The organism is Janthinobacterium tructae, from assembly GCF_006517255.1.
GTDB lineage: Bacteria > Pseudomonadota > Gammaproteobacteria > Burkholderiales > Burkholderiaceae_D > Janthinobacterium > Janthinobacterium tructae.
This window is the reverse complement of the sequence record NZ_CP041185.1, coordinates 4,311,783-4,326,703: the sequence shown is the minus strand read 5'-3', so window position 1 is coordinate 4,326,703 and position 14,921 is coordinate 4,311,783. Positions and strand designations below refer to the sequence as shown.

At 62.9% G+C, this 14,921-nt stretch carries 14 protein-coding genes and 1 tRNA gene; 6 read left to right on the top strand and 9 right to left on the bottom strand.

The window, feature by feature from the left end:
• Window position 1: 1 nt before the first annotated feature.
• Window positions 2-3,040, bottom strand: coding sequence for a response regulator (locus tag FJQ89_RS18925; RefSeq protein ID WP_141171293.1), 3,039 nt, complete (start codon window positions 3,038-3,040; stop codon window positions 2-4).
• Window positions 3,041-3,135: 95 nt separating this feature from the next.
• Window positions 3,136-3,333 (bottom strand): cysteine-rich CWC family protein, encoded by a 198-nt coding sequence (locus tag FJQ89_RS18920; protein WP_141171292.1) that lies wholly within the window; start codon window positions 3,331-3,333, stop codon window positions 3,136-3,138.
• Between the two features lie 231 nt (window positions 3,334-3,564).
• Here FJQ89_RS18920 and argB point away from each other — a divergent pair, with 231 nt between their 5' ends.
• Both argB and FJQ89_RS18910 read left to right on the top strand, forming a co-directional pair.
• Window positions 3,565-4,458, top strand: a complete 894-nt coding sequence (gene argB, locus FJQ89_RS18915; protein ID WP_010393729.1) for an acetylglutamate kinase — start codon at window positions 3,565-3,567, stop codon at window positions 4,456-4,458.
• 40 nt (window positions 4,459-4,498) lie between these two features.
• Window positions 4,499-4,573 (top strand) — tRNA-Thr (locus tag FJQ89_RS18910).
• A gap of 143 nt (window positions 4,574-4,716) precedes the next feature.
• Here FJQ89_RS18910 and FJQ89_RS18905 read toward each other — a convergent pair.
• Window positions 4,717-5,586: a TraB/GumN family protein gene (locus FJQ89_RS18905; RefSeq protein WP_243136125.1), complete on the bottom strand. Its 870-nt coding sequence runs from the start codon at window positions 5,584-5,586 to the stop codon at window positions 4,717-4,719.
• 95 nt (window positions 5,587-5,681) lie between these two features.
• Here FJQ89_RS18905 and FJQ89_RS18900 point away from each other — a divergent pair, with 95 nt between their 5' ends.
• From FJQ89_RS18900 to pabB, 3 genes are all read left to right on the top strand, one after another.
• A complete protein-coding gene (locus tag FJQ89_RS18900) occupies window positions 5,682-6,416 on the top strand; it encodes a pyrimidine 5'-nucleotidase (protein WP_141171290.1) in 735 nt (244 codons plus the stop codon).
• Window positions 6,417-6,517: 101 nt separating this feature from the next.
• Window positions 6,518-7,093: a nucleoid occlusion factor SlmA gene (gene slmA, locus FJQ89_RS18895; protein ID WP_141171289.1), complete on the top strand. Its 576-nt coding sequence runs from the start codon at window positions 6,518-6,520 to the stop codon at window positions 7,091-7,093.
• Between the two features lie 21 nt (window positions 7,094-7,114).
• Window positions 7,115-8,947, top strand: a complete 1,833-nt coding sequence (pabB, locus tag FJQ89_RS18890; protein WP_141171288.1) for an aminodeoxychorismate synthase component I — start codon at window positions 7,115-7,117, stop codon at window positions 8,945-8,947.
• Here the strand turns inward: pabB and FJQ89_RS18885 are convergent.
• Window positions 8,940-9,302 carry a DUF1428 domain-containing protein gene (locus FJQ89_RS18885; protein WP_141171287.1) on the bottom strand — a complete coding sequence of 121 codons (363 nt, stop codon included), beginning with the start codon at window positions 9,300-9,302 and terminating at the stop codon, window positions 8,940-8,942. The genes pabB and FJQ89_RS18885 overlap by 8 nt on opposite strands.
• 115 nt (window positions 9,303-9,417) lie before the next feature.
• Window positions 9,418-10,011: a glutathione peroxidase gene (locus FJQ89_RS18880; protein ID WP_141171286.1), complete on the bottom strand. Its 594-nt coding sequence runs from the start codon at window positions 10,009-10,011 to the stop codon at window positions 9,418-9,420.
• A 175-nt stretch (window positions 10,012-10,186) separates the two neighbouring features.
• On the opposite strand from FJQ89_RS18880, the gene FJQ89_RS18875 reads away from it, so the two are divergent.
• A complete protein-coding gene (locus FJQ89_RS18875; protein ID WP_141171285.1) occupies window positions 10,187-11,311 on the top strand; it encodes an extracellular catalytic domain type 2 short-chain-length polyhydroxyalkanoate depolymerase in 1,125 nt (374 codons plus the stop codon).
• A 6-nt stretch (window positions 11,312-11,317) separates the two neighbouring features.
• Here FJQ89_RS18875 and gabD read toward each other — a convergent pair whose 3' ends face one another.
• From gabD to FJQ89_RS18855, 4 genes are all read right to left on the bottom strand, one after another.
• Complete coding sequence (gene gabD, locus FJQ89_RS18870; RefSeq protein WP_099761128.1) at window positions 11,318-12,772, bottom strand: NADP-dependent succinate-semialdehyde dehydrogenase; 1,455 nt, start codon at window positions 12,770-12,772, stop codon at window positions 11,318-11,320.
• A gap of 92 nt (window positions 12,773-12,864) precedes the next feature.
• Entirely contained in the window at window positions 12,865-13,707 is an 843-nt protein-coding gene (locus tag FJQ89_RS18865) for a PPK2 family polyphosphate kinase (protein WP_141171284.1), read from the bottom strand.
• Window positions 13,704-14,126, bottom strand: coding sequence for a CoA-binding protein (locus FJQ89_RS18860; protein ID WP_141171283.1), 423 nt, complete (start codon window positions 14,124-14,126; stop codon window positions 13,704-13,706). Before FJQ89_RS18860 ends, FJQ89_RS18865 begins: the two co-directional genes overlap by 4 nt.
• 137 nt (window positions 14,127-14,263) lie before the next feature.
• Entirely contained in the window at window positions 14,264-14,917 is a 654-nt protein-coding gene (locus tag FJQ89_RS18855; RefSeq protein ID WP_141171282.1) for a bifunctional 2-keto-4-hydroxyglutarate aldolase/2-keto-3-deoxy-6-phosphogluconate aldolase, read from the bottom strand.
• Window positions 14,918-14,921 lie beyond the last annotated feature (4 nt).

Here is a 14,921-nt window from a genome sequence, read left to right as displayed (position 1 = left end):
GTCACAGTGTCAGCTCCAGCGCATCGGCCACCTCGCCCAGCTGCGCCAGCGCACCTTCGAAATCGTATTGTCCCAGCATGCGCTTCAGCTGGCGCGCATGTTCCGCCTGCCCGGCCGCGACCAGCACGGGACCGATGCCATCGAGATGCTTGACGGCTTGCGCATCGTCCTGCTGCAGCAGTTGCGACAGTTCGCGCAAGCCCGCCTCCAGGTATGCCCGGTCCACCGGTGCCGCCACGGCGTTGCCCGGCTCGGGCACATTGCTGCGCGACTGCATGGCCAGCACGATCTTCGGCACCAGTTCGTCGAGCGCCAGGGTGCAGGCCGCCAGCGCCTGCGGCAAGCCGTCATGCGATCCCAGGCTGAGCAAATGCTCGACCCGCGCCGCGCTGTCGGCCAGGCCACCGGCGCCGATATTGCCGGCCAGGCCCTTCAGGGTATGCGCTTCCCGGATTGCCGTCTCGAGCTGGTTGTTCTCGATGGCGGCGACGATGCGCTGCATGGCATCGAACTGGGTTTCCACAAAACGATCCAGCAATTTTCGCATCAAAGTGGCATTGCCGCCCACGCGCCGCATGGCCTCCGCCATTTTCAGGCCGGCGATCACGGGCAGCTCCGCTTCCGGCTGCGCCACCACCACCGTCATTTCCTGCGGCGCAGCCGGCGCGATCCAGCGCGCCAGGGTACCGAACAGCTGCGCCACGTCGATCGGCTTGGCGATGAAATCGTTCATGCCGGCGTCCAGGCATTTTTCCTTGTCGCCGACCATGGCATTGGCCGTCATGGCGATCACGGGCAAATCCGAATAACGGGGATCCTGGCGCAGCTTGCGCGTGGCCTGGTAGCCATCCATTACCGGCATCTGGCAATCCATCAGCACGCCGTCATAGGCGTTTTCCTCGATCTTCGCCAGCGCGATGGCGCCATTGCTCGCGATGTCGACACGGATGCCGGCATCGTTGAGAATATGCTGCGCCACTTCCTGATTCACCTCGTTATCCTCCACCAGCAGCAGCCAGGCGCCGCGCAGGGCGCGTTCGTCGTCGCGGTAGCTGCTCTGGCGCTGCGTCTTGCGACTCTGCCCTGTCACGCCGCCAAACACGAACGATATCTGGTCGAGCAGGGTCGAGGCGCTGACCGGCTTGTTCAATACGCCATCGAGCGGCAATTCCCGCTGGCGCGCCGCCTCCAGCAGTGCTTCCCGATGGAAGGCCGTGACCATGATACAGGCCGGCGCCACATCGATGCCGGCGGCATCGGCACGGATGCCGGCCAGCGTATCGAGGCCGTTCATGCCCGGCATTTTCCAGTCCATCAGCACCAGCCCGTAAGGGCGCCCCTCGGTGCGCGCCTGCGCCACGGCGCCGATGGCCAGCACGCCGCCAAACACGGCACGCGCATCGAAACCGAGCGCCGTCAGCATGCTGACGAAAATTTCACGCGCGCTGGGGTTATCATCGACCACCAGCACGCGCAGGCCCTGGAACTGCGGCGGCACTGGCAGGCTGTCGCGCGGCACGGCGGCCAGGCCGAAGCGGGCCGTGAAGAAAAAGGTGCTGCCCACGCCCGCTTCGCTGACCAGGTCAATTTCGCCTTCCATCATTTCCACCAGGCGCTTGCTGATGGTCAGCCCCAGGCCGGTGCCGCCGTGGTGGCGCGTGGTGGAGGTGTCGGCCTGGGTAAATGCCTGGAACAATTTGCTGCGCTGGGGCGGCGTCAGGCCGATGCCCGTATCGCGCACGTCGACACGCAGCACCGCCGCATGTTCTTCCAGCTGCTGCAAGCGGATGCTGACGACGATCTCGCCCTTGTCCGTAAATTTGATGGCATTGTTGGTCAGGTTGATCAGCACCTGGCCCAGGCGCAGCGGATCGCCCTGCAAGGCGTTCGGCACGTCGGGGGCGATGTCGAACAGCAGTTCGAGCCCCTTGTCCTGGGCACGCATCACGGACAGGTCGGCGATCTGCGCCAGCACGTCCTCAAGGAAAAAATCGACTTTTTCAAAGGCCATCTTGCCCGCTTCGATCTTCGAGAAATCGAGGATGTCGTCGATGATGGCCAGCAGGTTCTTCGACGCCGACTCTACCTTTTCCAGGTAATTGCGCTGGGTCGAGGTGAGCTCCGTCTGCAGCGCCAGGTGGGTCATGCCGATGATGCCGTTCATCGGCGTGCGAATCTCATGCGACATATTGGCCAGGAAGTCCGACTTCATCTTGGTCGCATCCTCGGCCACTTCGACGGCATGGCGCAGATCCTGCTCGACGGCCAGGTTGGTACTCATGTTTTTCAGCGCCTGCAGCAATTCGCCCGTCTCATCGCGCGACGTCACTTCGATGACAGAACTGAAGTCGCCTTTGGCCACGCGCGTAGCGATCGCCACCGCCTCGCCCAGCGGACGCGTGATCGAGCGCGCCGACCAGGCAAAGGCCAGGCCGATCAACAGGGCTGCCAGCCCGATACCGCCCATCAGGATCAGCGACGTATCGATATCGTTGCGTATCCTGGCCGCGCTGTCGCGTATCAGTTGCTGTTGCAAGTCATCGAGCTGGCCCACATACAGCAGCACTTTTTCCAGCACCGGCAGGGTCTGTGTCTGCATGGCCAGCTCCGCGGCAGCATCCTCGCCGCGCTCGACCAGTTCGAAGATCGTCTTGAGCGAAACATAGTAATCGGCGCGTGCCAGATGCATCCGTTCCAGCAGGCGCCGTTCTTCCGGCCGCGCATCGAGACCATCGAGGATGCGCACCTGTTCATCGATGCCTTGCTTGATCGCTTCCAGACGTGCCTGGTTCGCCTGGCGCCGTGCCAATTCATGCTGGTTCGGCAAGCTGCCGATGCGCGTGGCCGCCTCGCGCGCCAGTCCATGGATCTTGCTGGTGGCCTTGGCGGCGACCCAGTCGCGCTGCAGGATATCGTCGGTCTCGGCGCGGATGGCATAGATGCGGCTACCGGCCAGGACGATGACGACCAGCATCAGCACGATCAAAATGGCATAACCGGCATTAATGCGCACGCCGATGCGGATATCCCTGAAGCGCATAACTTTCCTATAAGAAATTCTTAAAAATCGAAGTCTGACCGTATTCCCCTACAATATGCAAGGTCTTTTGCAAAGGAAAAAGCGCGCCGATGCGTTTATCTGGCCGGCGTTGCCGCCGGGGGCGTCACGGCGGCGATGCGCTGTTGCAGGCAGGCGGGACACCAGCAGCCCACGGCGACGCTACCGGGCACGGGCATGGCCGGCGGCAGGGCCACGCACCAGCATGGTCCGCTGGCCTGCGGGTCAGTCTGGCCACACTGGAAGGTGGCGCCACAGAGAGTGCATACGCTCATGGCTGTGTTTGAATTGGCAAGTGTGTGTCATGCTGCACCGGGGTGCGACGCAGATGTAACTGGCAGTAAAAAGGCTGGCTGGGGGACATATCGGGCCAGACTATAGGATCATCAGGGAAAATACAACAAGATCACCCTATAATGCCTCCAGGATTTTCTTCTTCCCTGTAAAATCGCACAAATCTATTTTCCGGACTCGCCATGAATCAACTAGCTAACTTGAACCTGGACATGAATGACGACTTGACGGCGGTGTCGCCGCAAATCAAGGCGCAGATTCTGGCCGAGGCCCTTCCCTACATTCGCAATTTCCATGGCAAGACCATCGTCATCAAATACGGTGGCAATGCCATGACGGACGAACGCCTGAAGCACGGCTTCGCGCGCGACGTCATCCTGCTCAAGCTGGTCGGCATGAACCCGGTGGTGGTGCACGGCGGCGGACCGCAGATCGACAACGCGCTGAAAAAAATCGGCAAGCAAGGCACCTTCGTGCAAGGCATGCGTATCACCGATGAAGAAACCATGGAAGTGGTGGAGTGGGTGCTGGGCGGCGAAGTGCAGCAGGATATCGTCATGCTGATCAACCATTACGGCGGCCAGGCTGTCGGCCTGACGGGCAAGGATGGCGGCTTGATCCGCGCGCGCAAGATGCAGATGCCGGACCGCGAACATCCGGGCGAATTCCTCGACATCGGCTTTGTCGGCGAGATCGATGCGATCAACCCGGCCGTCGTCAAGGCACTGCAGGACGATGCCTTCATTCCCATCATTTCGCCTATCGGTTTTGGCCAGGATGGCCAGGCTTACAACATCAACGCCGACGTGGTAGCCGGCAAGATCGCGGAAATCCTGAAAGCGGAAAAGCTGATCATGATGACCAACATCGCTGGCGTCCAGGACAAGCAGGGCAACCTGGTGACCGACCTGTCCGCGCGTGAAATCGACGAGATGTTCGCCGATGGCACGATCTCGGGCGGCATGCTGCCGAAGATCTCGTCCGCGCTCGACGCCGCCAAGTCGGGCGTGAACACGGTGCACATCATCGATGGCCGCATCGAACACTCATTATTGCTGGAAGTGTTGACCGAGCAGGCTTTTGGTACTATGATCCGTTCGCACTAAAAAATAATTCGGCGCAATTCACCCAGCGCCGATTTTTTATGCCCTTGTAGCTCAGTGGTAGAGCACTCCCTTGGTAAGGGAGAGGCCACGTGTTCGATCCACGTCAAGGGCACCAACTATATCTCCCCGCAGCTGAAAAAATGTCCATGGCGGCGTTGTCCTTCCTCGCCGTACATTCGTACTGTCTTCGTCAGGACGCCTTGCCCTGAACACTTTTCCATCTGCTCTGCTATCTGTAGCCCGCATCTACTGCGCGTTTCAATACACCCGCACGACCTTCAAGCCCCTTTGACGCAATAAATCCGGCACGCTTTTCGTTCCGACCAGGTGCAGCACGCCGATGGCGGCCAGGCTGTGCTTTTCGCGCGCCAGCAGTTTGGCGATGCCGTCGGCCAGGGCCGGGTTGCGGCCGTCGAGCAGCACTTTTTGCACGAACTGCGCGGAAAACGACGGGTCTGTCGCCGCTTTGGCGGCCAGCTTGTCGAAGGCTGCCGCGTCGGCCGTGCGCCAGGCGTTGGCGATCTCGCGCGCTTCCTGGCTTTGTTCCTGGTCCTCGATCGAGGCCACGCCATCTTCCAGGAAGCGGCATTGGTCGAGCGGCGTCATGGCGCCAAACAGCGCCAGCTGGCCTTCCATCGATTCGAGTTCCACCACAGGGATCTTGCGCGCCCTGGCCTGCTGCGACAGATAATTGTCGACCGCCAGGTCGGAGCGGTAGCCGAGTGTGGAAAACTCGCCGATGGCCAGCATGCTGGCCAGCATCCACGGTTTCATCGGCGCCACCGCTTCGGGCGCTATACCGTATTTTTTCAACAACGGCGCCAGACGCGGCGCCAGGGTCTGGCGGCAATCGGCCGGCACTTGGCTGCCCGGCGCCTCCATGCCGTATTTCAGCACGGCGCCCAAGGCGGCGCGCGGGTCGGCGCCGGGATCGATCTCCAGCGCCAGTGCCCCGGCGCCTTCCAATGCCTGCGTCACCGTCGGCTCGAGCGGATAAAAGTCGGGTGCGCCAACGTGGATCGTGCCGAACAAATACAGGGAGTGGCCCCCGTCCTGGATCTTGAACAGGGCGCCCCGGTTTTGCGCCACGGGCGGCACTTCGGCGAAGGCCGCTGGCAACGGCAGCAAGAATAATCCGCAAAACATCACTATAATCTGGCGTCGCATGGTTTTCCTGATTGTTGAATTTTTCATCTTGCTTATCATCTTGCCTAAAGACTCCTGTGCCTGTGTCCCATCTTAACCGCTCGTCGCCGGTCTGGCTGTTTGACCTCGACAACACGCTGCACAATGCCTCGCACGCCATCTTCCCCACCATCACGGCCAATATGAACACGTATATTGCCCGCGTACTGGGCGACGGTGTGACGCCGGCCGACGACGCCATCGTCAATGCGGCGCGCGCGGCCTACTGGCGCCGCTATGGCGCCACCTTGCTGGGCATGGTCAAGCATCATCAGGTGCAGGCAGCGCACTTCCTCCACGAGACGCACGCGTTCGACGATTTGCGCGCCATGATACGCGCCGAGCGGGGGCTGGGGGCTTTACTAAAACGCCTGCCTGGCCGTAAAATTTTACTCACCAACGCGCCGCTGCGCTACTCGAGCGACGTGATGCGCCATCTGGGCCTGCACCGGCACTTTGCGCAGCATATCGCCATCGAGGCGATGCATGTGCACCGCCAGCTGCGGCCCAAGCCATCGACCCTGATGCTGCGCAAACTGATGCGCAAGCATCAGATCCGCCCTGGCCGCTGCATCCTGGTGGAAGACACCCTGGCCAACCTGAAGGGCGCAAAAAGACTGGGCTTGCGCACGGCCTGGGTCACGCAATACCTGAAAATGGCCGATCCGATCGGCGTGGCAAAGCTGCCCAGAGCGTTAAATCGCCCCGCTTACGTCGATGTCAAAGTAAAATCTGTCCGGCATTTGGCACGCCGCCTTCACCGTCTGCGCTGAAGGGGACTCCTGGGCTTCCGGTTGACGCCGGAAGCCACACCGCTAGCGGCGGTGACGGAACGCCCCATCAAGACAGCTTTTTTTTAACGACAAGAGAAAATATGGCAAGCACACCGCCGGGCCAACGCAGGCTACAAATTCTTCAGGCCCTCGCCGCAATGCTGGAGCAGCCGAAAGGCGAAAAGATCACCACTGCCGCACTGGCGGCCAGACTGGCCGTGTCGGAAGCGGCCCTGTACCGCCATTTCGCCAGCAAGGCGCAAATGTTCGAAGGACTGATCGAATTCATCGAGTCGAGCGTTTTCGGCCTGATCAACCAGATCGCGGAAAAGCACAGCGACGGCATGACGCAGACGCGCGACATCGTCGGCATGCTGCTCAATTTCGCCATCAGCAATCCGGGCATGACGCGCGTGCTGATCGGCGATGCGCTGGTGAATGAGGACGAGCGCCTGCAAGTGCGCATGAACCAGTTCTACGACCGCGTGGAACTGGCGCTCAAGCAGGCCTTGCGCGTGGCTGCCGCCGAAGGCCATGGCAAGGAAAGCGAAGTGGCAGCGCGCGCCACCCTGATCGTCGGCTTCGTCATCGGACGCTGGCACCGCTACGCCAAGAGCGGCTTCAAGATCAATCCATCCCAGGACGCGGCGCTGCAAATCGCCATGCTGCTGGGGTAAGTCACCACCGCGGCTGTCCCCATGCATACCGACTGTTTCGCCCTGCTCGACGACGCCAGCACACCCGGCGCCGGTTCGCGCCTGTACACGGGCCTGGCGGCGGTCTTGCGGTGCACCGAGGGGGAGCAGTGGCCGGCCCTGCTCGAAGGGCTGCAAGGGGCCTTGGAACGCGGCCAGTACGCCGTCAGCGTGTGCAGCTACGAGTTGGGCGCGCACTTGCTGGCCATGCCGCCGCGCGCGGCCGGCCCCGGCGCGCCGCCGCTGGCGCAAGTGCTCGTCTTTGAGCATTGCACGCAGCTGTCGCAAGACGAGGTGCAGCAGTGGCTGGACGCACGCGTGGATACCGCGCCGTCCGGCGTGGCCGCTATCCACGCAAATGTGGATCAAGCCGAATTCACACGCGCGCTGCAGCGCATCCACGACTACATCGTTGCCGGCGACACCTACCAGGTCAACTACACCTATCGTTTGCGCTTCGACGCCTTCGGTTCGCCCCTGGCCCTGTATGCGCGGCTGCGCGCGCGTCAGCCCGTGCCGTATGGCGCGCTGCTGATGCTGCCCGATGGCGGCGCCCTGCTGTCGCTGTCGCCGGAGCTGTTCGTGCGCCATGCGCAAGGCGAGCTGACGGCGCGTCCCATGAAAGGCACGGCGCCGGCCGCTCCTGCCGAACAGGTGGAAGAAAATGCGCACCGCGCCAGGGCGCTGGCCAATGATCCGAAGAATCGCGCGGAAAACCTAATGATCGTCGACCTGCTGCGCAACGACATCGGCCGCATCGCCGCCACGGGCTCCGTCAAGGTACCGGCCCTGTTCCAGGTGACGCGCTACAGCAGCGTGCTGCAAATGACCTCCACCGTGCAGGCGCGCCTGCGCGACGACGCCAGCCTGGCCGACATCTTCCAGGCCTTGTATCCCTGCGGCTCGATCACGGGCGCGCCGAAACGGCGCACCATGGAAATCATCGCCGAACTGGAACCCGCACCACGCGGCATCTATACGGGCGCCATCGGCTGGTTCGATCCACCAGCCGCCGGCGCCGCTCACGCCGTGGGCGACTTCTGCATGTCCGTACCGATCCGCACCTTGGCCCTGCAAGCGGCTGGCCCTGGCGGCATGCGACGCGGCGAAATGGGCGTGGGCGCCGGCATCGTGCTCGACAGCGACCCGCACGATGAATTTGCGGAGTGCCAGCTCAAGGCCCGCTTCCTCACGGGCCTCACGAACGACTTCGAACTGTTCGAAACCCTGCACGCCAGCCGCAACGATGGCTGCCGCCAGCAGGAGCGCCATCTGGCGCGCCTGGCCGCCTCCTGCGCCTACTTCGGTTTTATCTGGGATGCGCAGGCCGCCCGCGCCGCACTGCAGGCGGCCTGCGCGGCGCACCCCGACGATGCGCCCTTCCGCCTGCGCCTGGCGCTGCGCCAGGATGGCCGGTTCACAGTGCAAAGCGGTGCGCTCAGCACCTTGCCGGACACCGTAACAGTCATGCTGGCGCCCGACGCCACCACAGCGGACGACCTGTTCCTGCGCCACAAGAGCAGCGTGCGCGCGCGCTACGACGCAGCCTGGCGCGCGGCCGAGGCGCAAGGCGGCTTCGACATGCTGTTCTTTAACGAACGGGGCGAGCTGACCGAGGGTGGACGCAGCAATGTCTTCGTGAAGCTGGATGACCGCTGGCACACGCCGCCCCTGTCCTGCGGCCTGCTGCCCGGCGTGCAGCGCGCGGCCATGCTGGCCGACCCCGCCTGGGACGCGCAGGAAACCGTCATCACGCGTCCCATGCTGGCGCAAGCGGAAGCCATCGTGGTGTGCAATGCGCTGCGCGGGGCGTTGGCAGCAAAACTGATTACTTGATGTCAACTTGCATCTCGTAGCCGCCGTATATCATCCGCTTGCCATCGAACGGCAGCTTGGCCGGATCCATCATCTCGGCCAGGCGCGGGTCTTGCATGACCTTGTCGTTGATTTCATCGCGTTTGGCGCGCGATTCGAACACGATCCAGGAAAACACCACCACTTCGCCATCCTGCAAGTCCACGGCCTGCGGGAACGAGGTCAGCTTGCCTGGCTTGACATCGTCGCCCACGCATTCGCGAAATTCCTGCGCGCCATATTCGCGCCAGACGGCGCCGCAGGCACGCGACATGGCCAGGTAGGCATCGAGCTTGGCTTTCGGTACGGGCACCACAAATCCATCGACATACGCCATGATGTTCTCCTTTGTTGTGACAAACGCGAACAACCAGCTTAGGACAATGATGCCAAGACGACAAGCGCAGCATTAAAAAAAAGCAGGCGATCAAGCCTGCTTGTGTGTCGGCAACTTACAGCGCCAGCGCTTTTTCCACCGCGCCAACGAGTTTCTTGTCGTCCGGCGTCACCTTGCTGGGGAAGCTTTCCACCACTTTACCGTGGCGATCGATCAGGTATTTATGGAAATTCCAGGCCGGCGTCTTGCCCGTCTGCTTGATCAGGTCCACGTACAGCGGATTCGGCGAGGGACCGGAAACCACCGATTTGGCGAACATGGGGAACTTCACGCCATAGGTGTTATAGCAAAAATCGGCGATTTCCTTGCTGTTGCCCGGCTCCTGCTTGCCGAAATCATTCGATGGAAAGCCCAGCACCACCAGGCCCTTGCTGCCGTACTTGGCGTACAGCGCTTCGAGACCTTCATATTGATTGGTAAAACCACAATAACTGGCCGTATTCACCACCAGCACGACCTTGCCCGCGTACTGGCACAGGTTTTGCGGCGCTTCATCCTGCAGGCGGTTGAAGGTCTGCTTGAGGATGGCGGGACAGGCCGCTGGCGCGGCGGCAGCTGGTGCGGTGTCGGCGGCATGGGCCGGCATGGCCAGGCTGGCGCCGGCGGCAAGGGTAGTCAGTGCAAACAGCTGGGCAAGGGTCTTGGACATGAGGGGCACCATGGTTGAACGGAAAAAAACCATTCTATGTCAAACGCCGCGCACGCGCATGCGGGCCACAACAACAGCGATAGCTTGAGCGACATCAACGACAGTGCAGTACTTGCCCAACGCACAGTTTTTTTACCTATGCTCGGCCTTCCTGCCCTTGCCTTGTGGAGTCACCATGCCCTTCCCGCACCTGACCGCATTCACCACCACCCTGCTGGCCGCCAGCCTGCTCATCCTGGCGCCTGGCGGCGCGCACGCCGCCACGGCCGCCAAAGCCGTCAAGCCCGCCGCGAGCAAGGATGCCGCCGCCCTGCCCGCCTACCAGGCTGACCTGAGCCAGACCACCGTATCGGGCCTGTCCTCGGGCGGCTTCATGGCGGCGCAATTTGCCGTCGCCTACTCGGCCACGGTGGCCGGCGCCGGCATCATCGCCGGCGGCCCGTATTTCTGCTCGGGCCAGCCGGGCCGCTTTCCCTACATTCCCTACCTGACAAATGCCCTGACCACCTGCATGAATCCGGGCAGTGCACAGGTGGCGCCGCCCGTGGCCAGCGAATTGCTGCGCGCGGCGAACGATTTTGCGCGCGCCCGTCTCATCGACGACACGGCCAACCTGAAACGCCAGCGCGTATATCTGTTCAGCGGAACGAAAGACCAGACCGTGACGCGGCCGGTGGTGGAGCAGGTGGGAAAATTCTATCAACTGGCGGGCACGCCGGCGGCGCAGATCCGCTTCGTCGATACGGTCGGCGCGGGCCATGCCATCATCACCGACAACAACCAGGACAAGGCCTGCGACGTGACGGCGTCCCCCTTCATCAACGACTGCGACTTCGTGCAGGCGCGCGACATCCTGCAGCACCTGTACCCGGACCTGCAACCGTCGTCGACCACCCTGACGGGCAAGCTGATCGCATTCAACCAGCGCAGCTTCATCCAGAGCGCGTACTCCAGCATGAACAATACGGGCTACGCCTACATCCCGAAAGCCTGCGACAGCGAGAGCTGCCGCGTGCACGTGGTGTTCCACGGCTGTTTGCAAACGACGCAGGCGATCGGCGACCGCTTCTATACCAGCACCGGCTACAACCAGGTGGCGGATGCCAACAAGATCATCGTGCTGTATCCGCAAGCCGAACCGAGCCCCGTCTACCCGTACAACCCGAAAGGCTGCTGGGATTTCTGGGGCTACACCAGCATCAATCCGATCGACCCGGATTTCTACCGCAAGAGCGGCACGCAGATGCAAGCGGTCAAGGGCATGCTGGACCGCCTTGCCGCGCGCCGCGGCTCACGTTAAGCTGCCTTAGATACCGCCCATGCAGATGTACTTGATGACTAAATAATCTTCGATACCATAGGTCGACCCTTCACGGCCCAAGCCCGATTGCTTGACGCCGCCGAAGGGCGCGATCTCGTTCGAGATCAGGCCCGTATTGACGCCGACCATGCCCGTTTCCAGGCCTTCGGCCACGCGCCAGATGCGGCCGATGTCGCGCGAATAGAAGTAGGCGGCCAGGCCGAATTCCGTGTTGTTCGCGAGGGCGATGACTTCATCATCGGTCTTGAAGCGGAACAGCGGCGCCAGCGGGCCGAAGGTTTCTTCGGTGGCCACGCGCATGTCGTTCGTCACGTCGGCGATGATGGTCGGCTCGAAGAAGCCATTGCCCAGCGCATGGCGCTTGCCGCCGGCCAGCAGGCGACCGCCCTTGGCCAATGCATCGGCCACATGCTCTTCCACCTTGGCCACGGCCTTGGCGTCAATCAGCGGGCCTTGCGTGACGCCCGCCTCGATGCCATTGCCCACCTTCAGCTTGGCCACGGCGGCCACCAGTTTTTCGGCGAACGCGTCATACACGCTGTCCTGCACGTACAGGCGGTTGGCGCACACGCAAGTCTGGCCCGCGTTGCGGTATTTCGAGGCGATGGCGCCTTCCACGGCCGCATCCAGGTCGGCGTCGTCGAAGACGATGAATGGCGCATTGCCGCCCAGTTCCAGCGAGAGTTTCTTGATCGTCGGCGCGCATTGCTCGGCCAGCAAACGGCCCACCTGGGTCGAGCCCGTAAACGTCAGCTTGCGCACGATGGGGTTCGAGGTCATTTCGCCGCCGATGTCTTTCGGCGCACCGGTGACGATGCTGAACACGCCCGCAGGCACGCCCGCGCGCTCGGCCAGCACGGCCAGCGCCAGCGCGGAAAACGGCGTCGCTTCGGCCGGTTTCAAGACCATCGGGCAGCCGGCGGCCAGGGCCGGGCCGACTTTGCGCGTGATCATGGCGGCGGGGAAGTTCCACGGCGTGATGGCGGCGCACACGCCGATCGGCTCCTTGGTGATGACCAGGCGGCGGTCCGGCCACGGCGATTGCAGGGTATCGCCCGCCACGCGCTTGCCTTCTTCGGCAAACCACTCGATGAACGAGGCGCCGAACTGCACTTCGCCCTTCGCTTCCGGCAAGGGCTTGCCCTGCTCGGTGGTCATGATCAGCGCCAGGTCGTCGGCGTTTTCCAGGATCAGGTCATGCCAGCGGCGCAGCACGGCCGCGCGTTCCTTGGCCGTCTTCTTGCGCCAGGCAGGCCAGGCGGCATTGGCCGCCTCGATGGCGCGGCGCGTCTCGGCTGCACCCATCAGTGGCACCGTGCCGATATGCTCGCCGGTGGCGGGATTGCTCACATTAATCGTCTGGCCACCATCGGCATCCGCCCAGGCTCCATTCACGTAAGCCTGGTGACGCAACAAGGTAGGATCTTTCAACTGCAGCATATGGATCTCCGGTCTGGTTTGAATTATCGACGAGGGATACTATGCCACAGCGCGGCCGATTCCGCAGGCGCAGCGCTGAATTGCCCTCGCCTCTACTCGACCTTGAAAGACGACAGTTTCGGGTCCGGCGCCGGGTACTCCAGCTTCATGCCCTGCAGCGTTTCCAGCAGCAGCGAGGCGACCACCAGGTTGCGCTGCGTCTTGGAGTTCGATGGCACCACGTACCACGGCGCGTGATCGGCATCGGTCTCGCGGATCGCCGTTTCATAGGCGCGCTGGTAGCCATCCCACTTCTTGCGCTGGGCGATATCGTTGGGATCGAACTTCCACTGGCGGTCGGGATCGTCAAGCCGCTCCTGCAGCCTTCCACGTTGCTCGTCCTTCGAGATATGCAGGAAGACTTTCAGGATGACGGTGCCCGTTTCGCTCAGCATGCGCTCGAAATCGCGGATCTGCGCGTAGCGGCGCTGGCATTCGGCCTTGTCGATCATGTCCTGCACGCGCGTGATCAGCACATCTTCGTAGTGGCTGCGGTTGAAGATGGCGATCTCGCCCTTGACGGGCACGTGCTGGTGCACGCGCCACAGGTAATCGTGCGCCAGTTCGATATCGGTGGGGCCCTTGAACGCCACGGCGCGGATGCCCATCGGGTTGATATTGCTGAAAATGGCCTTGACAGTGCCATCCTTGCCCGAGGTATCCATGCCCTGCAGGACCAGCAGCACTTTTTTCTTGTGCTGCGCATACAGCATGCTCTGGCACTCGGCGATCTGCGCCGTCAGGGCCACGGTTTCCTCGCGGTCCAGGGCCTTGCACTGGGCAGGCGTGAGCTTCTTGTTGGCCGCCTTGGTGGCGGCGCCCAGCAGGCGCTTGCCGGCGAATTCCTCGCTCAGCTCGAAGCCCTGGCCAGCGCGAAATTGCGTGCGCGCCTTCATGCTGCCACCGCCAGCTTGCGGTGCTCAATTTTTGTGCAGTGGTCCATCACCACGTCCAGGCCAGCCGCCCGCGCCAGCTGCGCCGCCTGCTCGTTGATGATATCGAGCTGCAGCCACAAGCAGCCTGCCTTGACGGCGATGGTTTCCTCGGCGATGGGCAGGATATCCTCGGACTTGCGGAAGCAGTCGACGATGTCGATGCGCGCCGGCGCCACGGCAGCGGCAGCCTGCGTCAGGGTGGCATAGGCGCGCTGGCCCAGCACTTCCTTGCCGGCGAGGGCCGGATTGACGGGCAACACGCGGTAGCCATGCTGCAGCAGGTAATCTGCCACTTCATGGCTGGCGCGTTCGGGCTTGTCGGACATGCCGACGATGGCGATGATGCGGCTGTCTTGCAAGATGCGGGCGATGTTGGACATGGTTTCTGTAGTTGGGCGTGCGACATTGCACGCCTAGCGTAGCAGAAAAAACCTACTGCGCGACGCGATTTGCGGCCTCCGATGCTCACTGTGCATTCGCACAGCTCCGCTTCTCAGCCACAACTCACTGCCGCTCGCTACGGTTTTTTACTCTGAGAACGCACGGCCGCCATCTTCGCCACGAACGCCTGCGCACGCGCCGTCACGGCCGCGTAATCTCCCGTGGCGCCCGGGCCACTCAGGCTGCCGCCGATGCCCACGGCCACGGCGCCGCTGGCAAACCATGCATGCAAGTTCTCCACCGTCACGCCGCCCGTCGGCATCAACGGCGCTTGCGGCAAGGGGGCGCGCAGGGCCTTGATGTAGGCGGGGCCGAACATCTCGGCGGGGAAGACCTTGACGATGTCGGCGCCCGCCTGCAGGGCCGTGACGATCTCCGTCGGCGTCATCGCGCCCGGCATGGCCAGCACCTGGTAGCGCTGGCACAGCGCGATCGTTTCCACGTTCACGCCGGGCGAAATGATGAACTGGGCGCCGGCCAGGATGGCGGCGCGCGCCGTCTCCGTATCGAGCACCGTACCCGCGCCCAGCAGCACGTCGTCTCCATGGCGTTCGCGCAGGGTGCGCAGTACGCCCAGGGTATCGGGCGTGGTGAAGGCCACTTCCAGCGCCGTGATGCCGCCGGCGATGCACGCCTCGGCGATCTGCAGCGCCGCATCGGGCGAGCCGGCGCGCACGATGCCGACCATGCCCCGAGCAAGGATACCCTCGAAAATCGTATGTTTTTGCATATGC

Bases quoted from the DNA above. Each gene is read 5' to 3' on its own strand.
- FJQ89_RS18925 (WP_141171293.1), bottom strand. From the start codon at position 3,040: ATGCGCTTCAGGGATATCCGCATCGGCGTGCGCATTAATGCCGGTTAT.
- pabB (WP_141171288.1), top strand. From the start codon at position 7,115: ATGCATACCGACTGTTTCGCCCTGCTCGACGACGCCAGCACACCCGGC.
- slmA (WP_141171289.1), top strand. From the start codon at position 6,518: ATGGCAAGCACACCGCCGGGCCAACGCAGGCTACAAATTCTTCAGGCC.
- FJQ89_RS18875 (WP_141171285.1), top strand. From the start codon at position 10,187: ATGCCCTTCCCGCACCTGACCGCATTCACCACCACCCTGCTGGCCGCC.
- FJQ89_RS18880 (WP_141171286.1), bottom strand. From the start codon at position 10,011: ATGTCCAAGACCCTTGCCCAGCTGTTTGCACTGACTACCCTTGCCGCC.
- FJQ89_RS18855 (WP_141171282.1), bottom strand. From the start codon at position 14,917: ATGCAAAAACATACGATTTTCGAGGGTATCCTTGCTCGGGGCATGGTC.
- FJQ89_RS18860 (WP_141171283.1), bottom strand. From the start codon at position 14,126: ATGTCCAACATCGCCCGCATCTTGCAAGACAGCCGCATCATCGCCATC.
- FJQ89_RS18885 (WP_141171287.1), bottom strand. From the start codon at position 9,302: ATGGCGTATGTCGATGGATTTGTGGTGCCCGTACCGAAAGCCAAGCTC.
- FJQ89_RS18865 (WP_141171284.1), bottom strand. From the start codon at position 13,707: ATGAAGGCGCGCACGCAATTTCGCGCTGGCCAGGGCTTCGAGCTGAGC.
- FJQ89_RS18920 (WP_141171292.1), bottom strand. From the start codon at position 3,333: ATGAGCGTATGCACTCTCTGTGGCGCCACCTTCCAGTGTGGCCAGACT.
- argB (WP_010393729.1), top strand. From the start codon at position 3,565: ATGAATGACGACTTGACGGCGGTGTCGCCGCAAATCAAGGCGCAGATT.
- gabD (WP_099761128.1), bottom strand. From the start codon at position 12,772: ATGCTGCAGTTGAAAGATCCTACCTTGTTGCGTCACCAGGCTTACGTG.